The sequence below is a fragment of the Pseudarthrobacter chlorophenolicus genome (assembly GCF_000962805.1).
Taxonomy (GTDB): Bacteria; Actinomycetota; Actinomycetes; order Actinomycetales; family Micrococcaceae; genus Arthrobacter; species Arthrobacter chlorophenolicus_A.
The window spans coordinates 71234-87516 of the sequence record NZ_JZTW01000003.1 but is presented as its reverse complement, the minus strand read 5'-3'; the positions used below and the strand labels follow the sequence as shown (position 1 = coordinate 87516).

Annotated in this window: 13 protein-coding genes; 2 read left to right on the top strand and 11 right to left on the bottom strand. The window is 65.0% G+C overall.

Annotation, left to right across the window (positions count from 1 at the left end):
• Nucleotides 1–51 precede the first annotated feature (51 nt).
• The 7 genes from UC32_RS05055 to UC32_RS05025 all read right to left on the bottom strand — a co-directional run bounded on the left by UC32_RS05055 (nt 52) and on the right by UC32_RS05025 (nt 8033).
• Nucleotides 52–534 carry a hypothetical protein gene (locus tag UC32_RS05055; protein WP_052690521.1) on the bottom strand — a complete coding sequence of 161 codons (483 nt, stop codon included), beginning with the start codon at nt 532–534 and terminating at the stop codon, nt 52–54.
• A complete protein-coding gene (locus UC32_RS05050; protein ID WP_045730164.1) occupies nt 531–1721 on the bottom strand; it encodes a serine/threonine-protein kinase in 1191 nt (396 codons plus the stop codon). The genes UC32_RS05055 and UC32_RS05050 overlap by 4 nt, the downstream gene beginning before the upstream one ends.
• 298 nt (nt 1722–2019) lie before the next feature.
• The gene (locus tag UC32_RS05045; RefSeq protein WP_045730163.1) at nt 2020–3411 is read right to left on the bottom strand and encodes a hypothetical protein; all 1392 of its coding nucleotides are present in this window, start codon (nt 3409–3411) and stop codon (nt 2020–2022) included.
• Nucleotides 3412–3500: 89 nt separating this feature from the next.
• Nucleotides 3501–4502, bottom strand: a complete 1002-nt coding sequence (locus UC32_RS05040; protein ID WP_152642559.1) for a hypothetical protein — start codon at nt 4500–4502, stop codon at nt 3501–3503.
• 180 nt (nt 4503–4682) lie between these two features.
• Nucleotides 4683–5756: a Gfo/Idh/MocA family protein gene (locus UC32_RS05035; RefSeq protein WP_045730162.1), complete on the bottom strand. Its 1074-nt coding sequence runs from the start codon at nt 5754–5756 to the stop codon at nt 4683–4685.
• Between the two features lie 103 nt (nt 5757–5859).
• On the bottom strand, nt 5860–6567 hold the full coding sequence (locus UC32_RS05030) for an ABC transporter ATP-binding protein (protein ID WP_045730161.1): 708 nt from the start codon (nt 6565–6567) through the stop codon (nt 5860–5862).
• Between the two features lie 2 nt (nt 6568–6569).
• A complete protein-coding gene (locus UC32_RS05025; protein WP_045730160.1) occupies nt 6570–8033 on the bottom strand; it encodes an ABC transporter permease in 1464 nt (487 codons plus the stop codon).
• A gap of 549 nt (nt 8034–8582) precedes the next feature.
• Here UC32_RS05025 and UC32_RS05020 point away from each other — a divergent pair.
• On the top strand, nt 8583–9827 hold the full coding sequence (locus UC32_RS05020; RefSeq protein ID WP_052690519.1) for a pectate lyase family protein: 1245 nt from the start codon (nt 8583–8585) through the stop codon (nt 9825–9827).
• A gap of 80 nt (nt 9828–9907) precedes the next feature.
• On the opposite strand, the gene UC32_RS05015 is transcribed toward UC32_RS05020, so the two are convergent.
• The 4 genes from UC32_RS05015 to UC32_RS05000 form a co-directional block, all read right to left on the bottom strand.
• Nucleotides 9908–11005, bottom strand: a complete 1098-nt coding sequence (locus tag UC32_RS05015) for a substrate-binding domain-containing protein (protein WP_045730158.1) — start codon at nt 11003–11005, stop codon at nt 9908–9910.
• A gap of 51 nt (nt 11006–11056) precedes the next feature.
• Nucleotides 11057–12337 (bottom strand): multiple monosaccharide ABC transporter permease, encoded by a 1281-nt coding sequence (gene mmsB / locus UC32_RS05010; RefSeq protein ID WP_045730157.1) that lies wholly within the window; start codon nt 12335–12337, stop codon nt 11057–11059.
• Nucleotides 12338–12380: 43 nt separating this feature from the next.
• Nucleotides 12381–13943 carry a multiple monosaccharide ABC transporter ATP-binding protein gene (gene mmsA, locus UC32_RS05005; RefSeq protein ID WP_045730156.1) on the bottom strand — a complete coding sequence of 521 codons (1563 nt, stop codon included), beginning with the start codon at nt 13941–13943 and terminating at the stop codon, nt 12381–12383.
• A gap of 131 nt (nt 13944–14074) precedes the next feature.
• A complete protein-coding gene (locus tag UC32_RS05000) occupies nt 14075–15265 on the bottom strand; it encodes an ROK family transcriptional regulator (protein WP_045730155.1) in 1191 nt (396 codons plus the stop codon).
• A 204-nt stretch (nt 15266–15469) separates the two neighbouring features.
• Here UC32_RS05000 and UC32_RS04995 point away from each other — a divergent pair, with 204 nt between their 5' ends.
• On the top strand, nt 15470–16264 hold the full coding sequence (locus tag UC32_RS04995) for a nitrilase-related carbon-nitrogen hydrolase (RefSeq protein WP_045730154.1): 795 nt from the start codon (nt 15470–15472) through the stop codon (nt 16262–16264).
• The last annotated feature ends 19 nt before the right edge of the window (nt 16265–16283 follow it).

Genomic DNA, 16283 nt, shown 5'->3' with positions numbered 1-16283 from the left:
AGGCCAGCGCGCAACGTCCCTTCCGGCGTCGGACGCTGCGTCTGCGGGCTGCTATCCGCTGCCTTTACCCTTGCCTTGGTTGTCCTTCTTGCCCGCGTTCTCACCGGAGGGCTGCACGGTGGACGGAGCGGGGGCTTCCTGGGCGGGCGGGGTTTGCTGGGCCGCTTGTTCGGCCGCCTGGCGGGCTTCCTCTTCGGCCCGTGCTTTGGCCTGTTCGGTCTTGGCGATGGCGTCGGTCAGGTCGGCGCGGACTGCGGCGGCAATGGTGGTGATGCTGCGGCGGCGTTCGTCCGAGATGCCGCCTTTCGACTGTGCGGACTCGAGTTCGGCTTCGAGGCTCTCCAGGGCTCTGAGGGCAGTAGCGGGATCGTTCTGCGACGATGCCTGCGTTACCTCGAGCACCCGTGCCTGCAGCTGCTTGGCAGCATCGCGCTGGAGTCCCGTCTCACCGGTGCCGCAGCCGGCAAGTAATCCGGCGGCCAGCATCGCCGCGGACCAGCGGACGGCCAGCGCCCCGTGCTTTCCAAGGGTCACGGGTCAACGCTCTTTTGCAGTTCCTTGAGATGATCGCCCAGCTCCCCGGTGACCGTGGGATAGGACACGACGTCGGCGGGGGACTGGGTGGACAAGGTCAGGATCACCGCGGCCACCGCGGCCGCCACCACTATGAGCGTAAGGATTACACCGAGCCAGAAACGCTTGGTGCGGGCCTGTGGGTGGAGCTTCCGGTCTTCAGGCTTGGGGGTTTGGGGTGAAGCTGCCGCATCCCGCAACTCGTCCACGGACTCCTCCGCGGTAATTGATGGCGGGTGGAACGGCATGGCCGGCAGCACCCGGGTACTTTCGGGCGCCACCTCGCCGGGCGTGGAGGCGGGTGAGACGAGGGCCTGGCGGAGGGCTGTTTCGATGTCCACGGCGGCCGGGCGTTCCAACGGCTCGATGGCAGTCATCGAACGGAGGAGCTGCGCCCACTCGTCAGGAAGGTCGTCGGGAATTTCGGGCGCCCTGTGCAGCCTGGCCACTGCGGACTCCACGGCGCCGCCGGGGTATTCGACGGTCCCCTTGATGCACTCGATCAGCACCAGGCCAAATGAGTAGATGTCCGTGGCGGCGGAGAGCGGCTGGCCCAGAGCCTGTTCCGGGCTCAGGTAGGCGGCAGTGCCCACCATGGTGCCGGTGGCCGTGAGCCGGGTGGAGTCCGCAATCCGTGCGATGCCGAAGTCCGTGAGCTTGGGACGCAGCGGTTCGCCGGGGCGGATTTGGACCAGCAGGATGTTGGCCGGTTTGATGTCGCGGTGGATCACGCCCAGCCCATGGACGTAGGCGAGGGCGTCGGCGATTCCGGCGCCGATGACTGCCAGTTCTTCCAGCGGGACACGGCTGTGGCGGATGCGGCCGCGGAGGTCCTGGCCCTCCACGAGCTCCATGGTGAGGAACGGCCGTGGCTCGTCCGGGATCCGGGTATCGATGCCGGCGTCGAAAAGAGTGACGAGGCCGGGATGGTTCAGGGTGGCCAGAAGCTGGATTTCTGCTTCCTGGCGTTTCAATTCCTCGGTGTCCGGAGCCTGCGGGGCGAAGAGCTTTAGGGCCACATCCCGGCCCAGGTTTTCGTCCCGGGCGCTGTACACCGAAGACATTCCCCCGCGGCCGATGACCTCATTCAACCGGTAGCGACCGCCGACAATCTCGTTCGTGGTGGAGCTGGGCGATTCCGCCACCATGTCCCGTCCCTCCCGGTGCGATGCGGCACTGTCGTACTCAAATCATACCGGCGGAGGGCAGGCCCGGCGATTGGCTTTGGTTCGCGGCGCACACGCCGAGGGTCCGGCGGCGGAACTCCAGCATCGGCCGCCGGACCATCGGCCACAAGGACATGTGTGCTGATGACATGTTTTGCGTGCTTTTCTGTTTCTGTGTCTTGGTCCTCCTTTCCCGCGGCCCGTGGAGTGCTGCCGCTTCAGGCGCGATTCACGGACGCTGTTCCACTTGGTTCAGGGGAATACAACGCAAAAGCGTGTATCAGGAAGCCCTGCGCTTGCGGAGCACCAGGACTCCGGCGGCCAGGAGCAGCAGGGCCAGTGGAGCGAGGGTGCCGTCCACTCCGGTGTTGGCCAGTGCGGCCGCACCTCCCTGGGCAGGAGCGGTTCGCGGTGCGGTGTCGGCGGCGATGACGCCACTGACTGCTGTTGAACCGGCGGGTGCTACGGAGCTGCCAGTGGCTCCGGCAGTGCCTACACCCGTGATCCCGGTGCCGTTGTCCATACCGGCACCTGCACCTGCGCCGTTGCCGGGGTTTTCACTCCCCGGGGTGCCTGTTTCGGGATCCACGGTGCCAACGCCTCCGGTATCGCCGTCGCCGGGGTTCTCCGTGCCAGGTGTACCAGTGCCGGGGTTCTCGGCGCCTGGCGTCTCCGCACCGATGCCAAGGTCCACACCCAGGTCAATACCGGCATCCGCTCCACCGGTGTTGCCGAGACCCAGATCGATGCCGGCGTCAATAGCGGTATCCAGCCCGCCATTGCTCATAGTGCCGGTGGTGTCGGTGCCCAGGTCAACGCCGAGGTCGATGGCTGCATCGACGACGGCGGTGGGGCCGTCGTTGGTGCCGGTGACGCCGCTGAGGTCCACGATTGCATTGGCGTCCACCGCTGCGTCGGTGGTGGTACCGTCCGTGGTTTCGGTGTCGCCGAGGTCGACGGCTGCATCGACGACGGCGGTGGGGCCGTCGCTGGTGGTTCCGTTGGTGCCGGTGACGCCGCCGAGGTCCACGGTGGTGTCAACGGCAACGTCAGCAGTTGTGCCGTCCGCAATTCCGGTGTTGTCGAGGGCGAGGTTGACGTCTGCGTCGACGACGGCGGTGGGGTCGTCGTTGGTGCCGGTGACGCCGCTTAGGTCCACGATTGCATTGGCGTCCACCGCTACGTCGGTGACGGTGCCGTCCGTGGTTCCGGTGTCGCCGAGGCCGAGGTTGACGTGTGCGTCGACGACGGCAGCGAGGCCGTCGTTGGTTGCACTGTTCGAGCCGGTGACGCCGCCCAGGTCCACAACAGCGTCCGCGGCGACAGCCACATCGGCCGTCGTTGCCTCGGGAGCGGTGCTGCCGCCCCCGAGACCAAGGCCGACTCCGGCGACCGCAGCGAGCCCGCTGCCGGCTCCGTCAGTATTGTTTCCGGCGTTCAGTGCGACGTCCACTACGGCGGCGACGCCCGTTGAGTCGGACGGCGTTGGGTCACCCAGCAGGCCCAACGACGTCGTATCAGCGGACGCCGCCGCCGAGATCAGGGCGGATGCGGAAAGATCCGATCCGGTGGTGTTGGTGGTGTCTGCCGCGTTCGCTGCTGTACAGCCGAATGCCAGCAGTCCACCGGCAAAGAGGGTGCCAAGCAGCCCCCTGCGAAGGTTGGAACTCATGATGGTTTCTCCTGAAGAAGTTGAAGAAGGGCGCTGATGCAGCTGCCCATATGGCCGCGCACTGCCGCAAGAGGGCAGCCGGGACTCAACTAGTCAGGCGAAGAACCGGGGTCGAAGGACACCGGTGCGGGGGTATGCTCACGATCATCCCGAGCCAGGACGGCGCGGGAGAAGAGATGATCAAAGTCGTAGGCGCTCAGCCAAGCGGCGGAACCGAAGGCGGGAGCAACAGGCCCACCACTGCCAGTGCCGGTGCCTGGAACGGCAGGGGGCTGAGCCGGTTGGTGCGGGGGATCGTCAGTGTCGGCTTGACCGGTGCGGCCGCCAACCGAGGGGTGCACAGCCGGCTCGATGCCGGACGTTTCAGCAGGGATTGCCGCACCGTAGCCCGGGATAACGGACAGGGCCGGTGCCTCTATGTTCAACGCAGCTGCCCCGGCCGCACTGGACGGTTCAGCCGGCAGCGTCGAGGCGGCGTGCTGTATGGGTTTGACGTCGTTGAGGCCGGCCGCTGGGACCGATTCGGGGGCCGGCAGTTCTTGAGGTGGCAGGGTTCCGGAGAGATCGGGAAGCGGAAGCGGGTCGGAGCCGGTCACGAGGCCCGACACCGGGACCAACACCGGTTCAAGCACGGGGACAGCCTCGGCAACCGGCGGAACGACTGCTTCAACGAGGGCCGCAGTGGTTCCGTCCGCGGCCTCAACGATGGGTACTGCAACGGCAGAAACCGTGCCCGTAGGAACCACTCGGTTCACCACGGGCACGGAAGAGATCAGGTTGTCCGCCACAGTCGAAACCTGGCTGGCCACAGGCTGCAGCTGTGCCGCCGGTCGGGCGGGTACCGGCCCGGGGTTCGAAGCCGGGGCGGTGGCCGTGGCCTGCGAATCTGTTGGAACAGTTCCGGCAACCTTGCCTGTCACCGTGGAAACGGACGACGATACGGAGCTGGTGACACCGCCCAGCAGGGACGAAGTCTCAGAAAGGGTGTCGGCAGACGCCGCGGCCGATGACAACGTCAGCCAGCCGATGGCCGCGGCCCCCGCAAACAACACGGGACGCATGGCACGCCACGGCGAAGGTGCATCAGCCATGAGTACCACCCCCAGTACCGTGAGGAAACGACGATGGCAGAATCCTAAGACTGCTTATCGTCGAACGTCTAGGGGCCAATGAAAAGAATGTGACAGAAATCGAAGCTACCCGCTAAAAAACCCCGGACTTTTCGGCGGATATTGTCACGCCAATGACGGATTTAATTGCGAACCGCGGCCTTAGTGACGCCCGTCATTTGGGTAGCTGACGCCAAGTTGGGCGCGCACGCCGTCGAAGAGCCGCATGGTGTTCAGCGAGTCTTCCAGCGGCATTACCGGACTTTGCGTGATGCCCTGCTGGATGCAGCGGGTCACTTCGCGCAGTTCATAGGTGTAGCCCTTGCCCACGACGTCGAACGTCTCGGTCCGCCGCTCGTCCCACCCTGTGGACACGGTCAGTTCGCGGGGGTTGTTGATCGACCCGGCACTTTGGAGGAAGCCGCGGCTTCCGGCGACGGTTGCCGTACGCGGTCCGTGAGCCAAAAGGGACGAGGTCAGCTGGACCTGGGCGCCGTGGTGGTAACCGAGCGTCAGCGCGTTCTGGGCATCCACGCCGTCGTCGTTCACATGCCCTGTGGCGCTCACGGTTTGGGGAAACCCGAGCGTTCCCAGCGCCCAAAGCAGGGGGTAGACGGTGAGGTCGAGCAGCGCCCCGCCGCCGTCCTGCCGTGCCCACAGCCGGGCGGTGGGGGAGTACGGTGCGGGAAAACCCAAATCGGCGGTGACCCAGTGGATCTCGCCCAGTTCGCCGGACGCGGCAATTTCGAAGGCACGCTGCATGCCGGGCAGGAAGCGGCTCCAGACGGCCTCCATCAGGAACAGCTTGCGGCTGCGGGCAGCCTCGATCAGTTCGGCCGCTTCCCGGGCGTTGATGGTGAAGGCCTTTTCACACAGGACGTGCTTGCCCGCCTGAAGTGCGGACAGGACGATCTCGTGGTGCTGCGCATGCGGGGTGGCAACGTAGACGACATCCACCGCGTCGTCGGCGAGCAGACGCTGGTAGCCGTGCGCGCCGTCGTGGTCCCCGTACGCTTTGCCTACGCCGTAGGCGGCTGCGAAAGCGTCCGCCGTCGCCTGCCCCCGCGAGCTGACGGCATACAGTTCGGCATCCGCAAGCAACGCGAGGTCCTGCGCCACGGATTTGGCGATTCCTCCGGTGGCGATGATTCCCCAGCGGAGGGGCGTTCCGGTGGCTGAACGGGGGTCCGTATCGGTCTGGCTGGACAACCATGGCGTGGCGATGGGCGCGGTCATTCAGTCATCCTGCCACAGGACTGAAAGAGGTGCGGGGGGAACTATCCACGTGGGAGCCTGGGGTGGCTGGGGAGAGCGCGACGACGGCCCTCCCTGGTCACTGCTAGGCGGTCACCGGGACCGCGGCACGGGGGCGCACCGGCTCCTCGGTCAGCTTTCCCTGTTGCAGCCGGAACCTGCGGTCGGTCTTATTGGCGAGTGCACGGTCGTGGGTAACCACCAGGATGGTGGTGTTGTGGTCGCGGCTTAGGGCACTGAGGAGCGAGATGATGTGGTCCCCGGTCTGCTCGTCCAAGTTGCCCGTGGGCTCATCGGCCAGGATCAGTTTCGGCTCGTTCGCCAGGGCGCGGGCGATGGCGACGCGCTGCTGCTCGCCGCCGGACAGGCGGTTGATGCGCCGGTCGTGTTTGTCCTGAACCAGCTGGACCTGCTCCAACAGATCCTTGGCGCGTTGCTGGCGGGCGGCCTTGCGCATTCCCGCGAACTCCATGGGCAGCATCACGTTGTCCACTGCTGAGAGGTTGGGAATCAGGTTGAACTGCTGGAAGACGAAGCCGATGTCCCGCCGGCGGTATTCGGTCAGTTTGGCGTCGGGCATCCCCGCCAGGCTTACGCCGTTGACGACGACGTCTCCGCTGGTGGGCTTGTCCAGCGCACCCAGGAGGGAGAGCAGTGTGCTCTTCCCGCTTCCGCTCTTTCCGACGATCGATGCGAGGGTGCCTTGCTCGAGGACGAAGCTGACATCGTTGACCGGCTTGATGGTGCGGTCACCGGAGTTGAAGGTGCGGACCAGGTTCTTGACTTCAATCATGGCTATTCTCCTCGCAGGACTTCGATGGGACGGATGCGTGCCGTGAGCAGCGCGGGAACCAGGGCGCCAATGATCGCGACGCCGAACACCGCCGCGACGCCGGCCGCGATGACTTCGGGGGAGGCGCTGGCAGTGACGGAGGTGAGGAGCTGGGATGCGCCGCCGAACGGGTTCCCACCCTGGCCTCCGCCCGGAAAACCTGCTCCGCCGCCGGGGACTCCGCCAGGCATGCCGCGCCCGGCGGTGGCGGCCGGCGTCGTACTGGTGCTGTTCGTGCTGATCAGCGCGGAGGCGATGCCGCTGCTGGCAAAGGCTGCGATGACGGCCCCCGCTGCGCTGCCCAGCGCCGCCAAGACCAGGGCCTCGAGGACGAATTGCAGGCCGATGGTGCGGTTGGGTGCGCCGATGGCCTTCAGGACGCCGATCTCCCGGCGGCGCTCGCGGACCAGCATCACCATGATCAACAGGATGATCAGGCCGGCGGTGGCGAGCGCGGCAACGAAGGCGATGAACGAGATGTTCTTGACACTGCCGAGGGAGCTGACGGCGGTCTCCAGGTTTTGCCCCTGTGTGACGTCCGCCTTGTCAGTGCCGAGCGCGTCCTGCAGGGCGGCCTTGGTGGAATCGACGTTCTCCAGGGAATTCACCGTAACGATCATGCTGGACAGTTCGGTGGGGGTCCCGGCGAGGGCCTGGGCGGTGGGCAGGGTCACGTAGACGGCGTTGTTGCCGAAGGAGGTGCCGGCGTCGAACAGGCCGGCCACGGTGTAGGCCTGATCGTTGATGGTGAAGGTGGAGCCGATGCTCAGGTTGTTCTTCTCAGCAAGGGTTGTGCCCAGCAAGGCGTTGGTCGATTCGGCCGTGTAGTCGCCCAATCCTGCGCCTTCGGCAATGGTGAGCGCCTTGCCCGTGGAGTCCACCTCGGCGCCGATGCCGGTGGCCGTGATGGGCAGCGACCGCATGGGTTGCGTGGTTGACCCGGATCCCGTGGTTCCATTTGACTGCTGGTTGCGGTTGCCGAGGGTTCCCGCGTCCACTGCCGCAGTGAGGCTGGTGGTCAGCGTTGCCGCAGCCTGTCCGCCAGGTCCGCCCTGCCCACCCTGTCCGCCGGGGCCGCCTTGGCCGGTTTGTCCCGCTGCCGCCTGGGCGGCAGCTTCCGTGGCGTTCCGCAGACGGAGGGATGAGGTCCCGACGACGGCACTCACGTTGGGAACGGCGGCTGCAGCGGTTGCCTGCTCGGTGGTGAGCGGCTCGCCGCCGCCCTCGAAGCCTTGGCCTCCGGCCGGGTTCACGGTCAGGACCGTTCCGACGGAGGCGTTGAGCTCCTGGACTTTCGCTCCGACGGCCTGGTTGGCCACCAGCATGGCCAGAGCCAGTCCGATGGCAACGGCCAGGACCGCAACGACGGCTGCAGTCCTGACTTTGTTTCTGAAGGCGTTGCCTACACTCCGGGCAAGGACGCTCACTGTACTCCTAGGATTTCGGGGCAGGCCTGCAGGCCCGCCGTCAGGATCAACAATCAGCGGGATCCCTGTGCGGACTGCTGGTTCAACCTGTGTTTGTCCTGTGAAGGACTTTGCGCAGTCGAGTCCGGCGATTAGCTGCGGACGGAGGACTGCGGCCCTTCGCCGGCGCTTAGCGCGGAGGTCCCTCCCCAGGGCTCGCAGGCTCGCCGAGGGGCCCTCGGGACGCCGCTTCCTCCCGCCGCAACGCTCCGGTCGCTGGGCGACCTGCTCGTCGCTCTGGTCGGCGATGCGCGCCTATACGAAGAACCGCAAACCTCCTCGTGCCCGCGCACCAGCCGGTGCGCTGCCCTTTCGTAGGAGCGCATCGCGGCGCATCGGGTCCGGCAGGTCGCCCAGCGACCGAACGGTCCCCTTTGCGCCGTGTCTAAGCGACGGAAAGGGCTGGGTCCCGGCGACCCAACTGCCGGGCGGAGGGCACCCACTGGTTGGGCCGCCGTCGGACGTGGCACGAATGGCGGCGCAGATGCTCCGGCCGAAAGCCGCTACGAGGTGAGCACTCTGGCCGATCTCAAGGCAGCGCTTGCCAACAAGGGCCAACCCACAGCGCCGAAAATCATCTACGTGAACGGCACCATCGACGGCAACCAAACGCCGGACGGGCGGATTCTCGGGGAGCAGGACTACGCTCCGGGCTACGACATCAATCAGTACATTTCCTGCTTTGGCCCCGAAGGCAAGGTATGGAGTGACCAGACGTTCGAGTACTGCAAGAAGCAGCGGCAGCTTCGCCAGACCGGCAGCAACAACATGAAGCGCCAGATTGAAGTCAGCCTTCCCAGCAACACCACACTGGTTGGTCTCGGCGAGGACGCAGGATTCGTTGGTGCGAATATTGTGATTCTGAGCGCAACGAATGTAGTGATGCGAAACCTCAGTGTGGAAGCGCCCGTGGACTTCTTCAGCACGTGGTCGCCGGACGACGGCAACGGCGCCTGGAACGCTCGGTTCGACGCCGTCTCCTCAGTGACATCGGATCACCTGTGGATTGATCATGTCAGCCTTTCGGACGGCCGCTTCCCTGACAGCGAAGCTCCAAAGGGTCCCAACGGTAAACCGGCCAACCGGCACGACGGCCTGCTCGATCTGAAGGACGGCACAGACTTCGTGACCATTTCCAACAGCAGGCTCTCCAACCATGACAAAACCATGCTCTTGGGTTCAGGCGACGAGCACGTTGACAAAGACGGCGGCAAGCTGCGCGTCAGCTACATCGGCAATCACTTCGAGAACCTCCAGCAGCGCGCACCCCGCGTCCGGTTTGGCCAGGTCCACGTGGTCAACAATTACTTCTCCGGAAGCACCGATGATCCGCACTACCCGTTGGTGAGCGAGGCCCAGGGCGGCAGCAGCTACTTCCTCGGCGCCGGCTACCAGTCGCGGATCTTCTCCGAACGCAACGCCTTCGAGTTCACGGGTCCCAGCGCTGACCCGTCCATCATGGTCAGCAGCTACAACGGCAACCGGTTCCGCGACACCGGGTCCTGGTACAACGGGCAACCCGCGGACCTTAACGCGATTGCCGGGGCCTCGTTTGAGCAGAACCGTGCGGAGGCACTGGCCGAGGCGGATGCCAGCGGAACTCCGGCCCCGGACTGGACGGGCTGGGACTTCACCACCGACGTGGGCTGGGACCCCGCGGACGTCTACAGTTACAAGGCATTCAGCACCCCGCAGGCAGTGAAGAACCATGCGCTGAAGTTCACCGGCCCAGGAGTGCTCAAGGTCAAGCGATAGGGCACGCTGCCTGCAACGGCCGGCGGAAACGGAAACAGCCCGGCTCCCACATAGGAGCCGGGCTGTTCCGTGAAGAGGTGTTACTTGGTGATCGGGCCGAGTACCGGATCGTCCGTGTAAGCGGTCTTCACATTGGCGGCGGTGACGATGACCGGCTCCAGCAGGTAGGCCGGAACGGTCTTGACACCGTTGTTGTAGGAGTCCTTGTCGTTGATTTCCAGGTCCTTGCCGGCCTGGAGGTCCTTCACCATGGTGATGGCGTGCTCAACGAGCTTGCGGGTGTCCTTGTTGATGGTGGAGTACTGCTCCCCGGCCATGATGGACTTTACCGACTCGACCTCGGAGTCCTGGCCGGTCACCACGGGGAGCGGCTTGCCGGCTGCCTTGACGGAGGTCAGGACTGCGCGGGCCAGGGTGTCGTTGGGGGAGAGGACACCGTCCAGGGAAGCGCTGGTGTAGCTGCCGGTCAGCAGCGTGTCAGCGCGGCGCTGGGCATTCTCGGCCTTCCAGCCCTGGGTCACAGCCTGTTCGAAGTTCGTCTGGCCGGACAATACCTTCAGCGTGCCGTCGTCGATCTTCGGCTTCAGGACGCTCATGGCGCCGTCGAAGAAGACCTTGGCGTTCGCATCATCAGGGGAGCCGGCGAACAGCTCGATGTTGTACGGGCCATTGGGCTTCTTGGCCTTCAGTCCGTCCAGCAGTGCCTGGCCCTGCAGCTCGCCAACCTTGAAGTTGTCGTAGGCCACGTAGTAGTCCACGTTCTCGGTGTTCAGCAGCAGCCGGTCATAGGCAATGATGGTGGCGCCGGCATCCTTGGCCTGCTTGAGCTGGGTGCCCAACTGGGAGCCGTCGATGGCACCCACGATGATGACCTTTGCCCCCTTGGTGACCATGGCGCTGATCTGGTTCTGCTGCTCGGACACGCCGCCGTTGGCGAACTGGACGTCAGCCTTGAAGCCCGCGCCGTTGAGGCCGTCATTGAACAGCTTCTCCGCGAGGACCCAGTTTTCACTGGTCTTCTGGGGAAGCGCGACGCCGATGGAGGAGTTCTGTTCGAACCCGCCGGCGCCGCCGCTCGCTCCGCCCGATGGGGTTTCCGAGCGGCCGCAGCCCGTCAGCGCCAGTGCTGCGATGGCAGCTACCGCTGCGGCCTTTCCTGCTTTACCAAACATTCGCATAGTTGGTTTTCTCTCTCTGTGTGATGGATTACCGCTAGTCGGTTGCAAAGCTCAGGCTTCCCTGGCAATCGCTTCCTTGGTGGAGGTGGTTTCGTCGGGCTGGGTGGGGCCGCTGGGGCCACTCGATCGGCCCATGTTCCTGGTCAGCAGGCCGATGATGGACTTCTTGCCCTGGCTCTTGTTGTAGACGTCGAAGGCGACGGCGATCAGCAGCACCAGGCCCTTGATGATCTGGGTGAGGTCGGCGCCGACGCCGAGCAGCTGCAGGCCGTTGTTCAGTACGGCCATGACCAGGCCACCGATGATGGACCCCACCACGGTGCCCACGCCGCCGGTCACCGCGGCGCCGCCGATGAAGACTGCAGCGATGGCGTCCAATTCCCAGCCCACGCCGTCGAACGGGCCTGATGCCGTGGAACGGCCCACGAAGATCATGCCGGCCAGGCCCGCCAGGATGGACATGTTCATCATCACCAGGAAGTTGACCTTCTTGGACTGCACGCCGGAAAGCTCGGCGGCGTGCCGGTTACCGCCGACTGCGTAGACGTGGCGGCCCAGGATGGTTCTGGAGGAGATGAAGCCGTAGAGCAGCACCAGGACGGCCAGGATGAGGCCGGGGATGGGGAAGGATGTTCCCGGCCGGCCGGTGGCGAACAGGTAGGTGGCGTAAAGGATGGCACCGCAGACCAGGACCAGCTTCAGGGCCGTGACCCACATTTCCGGGACCTCGGCACCCAGTGCTTTGGCGCGGGACCTTGATCGCAGTTCTCCCCAGACCACGAACGCTGCGGCCGCGATCCCGAGGAGCAGGGTGAGGTTGTTGAACCCGGTGTTGGGCCCAACTTCCGGAAGGTAGCCGGAACCGAGGTACTGGAAGTCGTTGGGGACGGGGATGGTGTTGGATTTGCCCACGAACTGGTTGAAGCCGCGGAACAGGAGCATGCCGGCCAGCGTGACGATGAAGGCGGGGATCCCCACATAGGCGGTCCACCACCCCTGCCAGGCACCGATGGCGGCGCCGAGTACGAGGCCGAGCAGGACGCCGGCCCACCAGGGGATGCCCCAGTCGCGGATGGCCAAGGCAACGGTGACACCCACGAACGCCGCAACCGAACCGACGGAAAGGTCGATGTGGCCGGCGATGATCACCAGGACCATGCCGATGGCAAGGATCAGGATGTAGGAGTTGCCGTTGAAGAGGTTGATGACGTTGCCGGGCGTCAGCGTCCGGCCTTCGGTGAAGATCTGGAAGAAGACGATCAAAGCCACCAGGGCAAAGATCATGCCGAATTGGCGGGTGTTGCCGCCAAACAGCTTTTTGAGGGCGTTCATGGTCAGTCCTTGGGTCCGGAAGTTTCTGGGATGATCCAGGGGATCAGGCGGCTTTGCGGTTGGGGTTGGAGGTCATCAGCTTCATCAGGTTTTCCTGGCTGGCCTCGTCTTTATCCAGGACACCGGTGACGGTGCCTTCGAAGATGGTGTAGATGCGGTCGGACAGGCCCAGGAGTTCGGGGAGTTCGGAGGAAATGACAATCACTCCCTTACCCTGGTTCGCCAGTTGCTGGATGATGCCGTAGATCTCGTACTTGGCTCCGACGTCGATGCCGCGGGTGGGTTCATCCAGGATCAGCAGGTCGGGGTCCGTGAACATCCATTTGGCCAGGACCACCTTCTGCTGGTTGCCGCCGGAGAGCTTGGCCACGCCTTCTTCCACCGACGGAGTCTTGGTGCGGAGGGACTTGCGGTATTGCTCGGCGACGGTGAATTCCTGGTTCGCATCCACCACGGAGTGGCGGCTGATTTTGCGAAGGTTGGCGGCCACCGTTGTGGTCTTGATGTCGTCCAGGAGGTTCAGGCCCAGGGATTTGCGGTCTTCCGTCACGTAGCCCAGCCCGGCGTCGATGGCCTGGCGCACGGACTTGAGCGTGACTTCCTTGCCGTCCTTGTATACGTGCCCGTCGATGAACCGCCCGTAGGACCTGCCGAAGACTGACCTGGCCAGCTCGGTGCGGCCCGCACCCATCAGCCCGGCGAACCCGACGATCTCGCCCCGGCGGACGAAGAAGCTGGAGTTCTTGCACACCAGCCTGTCCTGCACGTTGGGGTGGCCCACCGTCCAGTTCTTCACCTCGAAGAAGACTTCGCCGATCTTGGGCGTGTGGTCCGGGAACCTGGACTCCAGGGTGCGGCCCACCATGCCCTTGATGATCCGGTCCTCGTCCACGCCGTCCGCCTTCACATTCAGCGTCTCGATGGACTTGCCGTCGCGGATGATGGTGATCGAATCGGCGATCTGCTCAATCTCGTTGAGCTTGTGGGAAATGATGATGGAGGTGATGCCCTTGGCCTTCAGGCCCTTCATCAGGTCCAGCAGGTGCTGGGAATCGGACTCGTTCAGGGCTGCCGTGGGTTCGTCCAGGATGAGGATCTTCACGGACTTGTTCAGCGCCTTGGCGATTTCGACGAGCTGCTGCTTGCCGACGCCGATTTCCTTGATGGGGGTGTCAGGATCCTCGCGCAGGCCTACGCGGGCCAGCAGGTCCAGGGAGCGGAGCCGGGCCTCGGACCAGTCGATGACGCCCCGCTTGGTGGGCTCGTTGCCCAGGAAGATGTTCTCCATGATGGACAGCTCGGGGATCAGCGCCAGTTCCTGGTGGATGATCACGATGCCGGCGTGTTCGCTGGCCCGGATGTCCTTGAACTGCTGGACCTGCCCCTGGTAGACGATGTCTCCGTCGTAGCTGCCGTAGGGGTAGACGCCCGAGAGGACCTTCATCAGGGTGGACTTGCCGGCCCCGTTCTCGCCGCAGATGGCGTGGATTTCACCTGCCTTTACCCGCAGGTTCACGTTGGCCAAGGCTTTAACGCCGGGGAATTCTTTAGTGATGGACCGCATCTCCAGGATGATCGGCTCCGCTTGTGTGGCCTGGGACGTCATCTGCCCTAACCCTCCAATGCAATGACTTCTTTGTCCGGCCGGCAAAGCGCAGGGCCGTCTGATCCAAAAGTAAACTGGATCACAGCTATTGTCGTCAAGTCTTGAACGCAATTGCCGGATAACGAAACGGTCTACATTTTACGGATGCCCGCGTGTTGAAAGACCAGGGCCGCCGCGCCAAGGGCCTCAGCGCGGTCGCCAAGGGATGACATGGCGAGGGTGGTGGTTTCGCCAATGACGGGCACGGCGTGCCGGACCAGGCCACGCCTGATGGGATCCAGCAGCAGGTCTCCAAGGCCCGCCAGGGGCCCGCCCACCACAATGACTTCAGGGTTGATCAGGTTGGCCACGTTGCCCAGTGCGCGGCCCACGGAAAGGCCGGCATCATCCACCACGCGAAGGGTGGCGGGGTCGCGGTTGAGGGCCTTCCGGACGATGTCCGCGGGGGTCAGGGGGCGGTCCTCGCCCCGGCTCAAAAGTTCGATCATGGTGGTGGTGGACGCGATGGTTTCCAGGCAGCCCCGGTTGCCGCAGCGGCACACCAGGCCTTGCTCGTGGATGGTGGCGTGGCCGATTTCACCGGTGATGCCGACGTTCCCGTAATACGGTGCGCCGTTGAGGATGAGGCCTGCGCCGATGCCGGATCCGATCTTCAGGAACATGAGGTTGCTGACGCCGGTGTGCTGACCCCAGGTAACCTCGGACCATGCTCCCAGGTTGGCGTCGTTGTCAATGAAGACGGGGATTTTCAACGTGTCTTCCAAGTGTTGGAGGATGTTGATTCCCACCCATTCCGGCAGGATGGCGCCCTGCGCCACGGTGCCGGTGCGGCGGTCGATGGGGCCGGGGATTCCGACGCCGGCGCCCACCACCGAGGAGCGTTCCGTTCCGCTTTCCTCGAGGAGTTTGGCGAGGAGGGCAACCGCTGCCCGGATGCCTTCCTCCGCCTGGTGGCCCAGCGGCAGCATGACCGATTCTTCGGCGATGACGTGGTAGCTCAGTGAGGCCAGCACCACCCGCAGGTGCCGCCGGCCGAAGTCGATGCCGACCGCCACTGCGCCGTTGCTGTTGAGCCGGACATTCAGCGCCCGGCGTCCGGAACTGGTGATTGGTTCGGTGGACGCCAGTCCGGAGTCAAGCATGATTTTGACGATGTTGGAGACGGTGGCGGTGGAGAGTCCGGTCTGCCTGGCGAGTTCGGCCTGGGTGGATGGTCCGCCCATCAGGCTTTCGATGATCCGCTGCTGGTTCAGTTGGCGCAGTGCAGACTGCGAGCCGGGATTCTTGGGCTTGCTCCTCGTTGAGCGCGGGGTGGCGGACATGCTAAGAACATTGCCCTATCTGCACTCTTGTAGTCAAGAAGTTAACGCATGAGTCATCTTGTGACTGGAATGGATCCGTGAGGTCAATTGGTACGCCGCAGCCCGGCCGTGGTGCAGATGGTCCCGCAGGACGGTCCAAAGCGGTGGCTACGCTGGACAAAGGTCTCCAGCCGGGGCCCGTCCGGAGTAAGGAAGGTGGGAACAGTGCTGCTGGCACTCCTGCAGGCAAATGCCGATGTCCTTGATATTGACGCGAACTGCGCGGTGATTGACGGTGCGGCGCGGGATGCGGCGGCCGCAGGCGCGGCAGTGCTGCTGACGCCTGAGCTCTTTCCGGTGGGCTATGCCCCCCGCAGGGTCCGGGCCGGCCTGGATCCCGCCGAACTGCCTGGCCTCCACCGCCGGCTCGCCGGCATTGCCCGCAACCACGGCATCGGGCTTGTCTACAGCTTGCCGCGGATCACGCCGCGAGGCGAGTGGCAGATCAGCGCAACCCTGCTGGATGCGGACGGCAGCACGCTGCTTGGCTACGGCAAGGTCCATCTCTTCGGCCCTGACGAACGTGCCGCTTTCACCCCTGCCGCGGAACGGCCCGCCGTCGTCAATTTCCAGGGGCTCCCCACCTCCATGGTGATCTGCTACGACGTGGAGTTCCCCGAAGCTGTGCGCGCGGCCGCCGCCGCTGGCGCAGAACTCCTCCTGGTGCCAACCGCACTGGCGCACGGGTTCAACGACGTTCCGCAGATCCTGGTCAGGGCACGTGCGCTCGAAAGCCAGCTGGCCATCGCCTACGCAAACCACTCCGGAGTGGAAGACGGCTGCCGGTTTCTCGGCGGAAGCGTCGTCGCCGGGCCGGACGGAAAACTGCTGGCCGAAGCAGGGGAGGCGCCGGTGTTGCTGTACGCCGAACTGGACCCGGCCGCTCCCCGCCGTGAGCGGGCCGGCGTGCCCTACCTTGCAGAGCGCCGCCCCGACTTGTACCGCAGCTGGGGCGCCTGACCGCTCAGTGGCCGCCGTG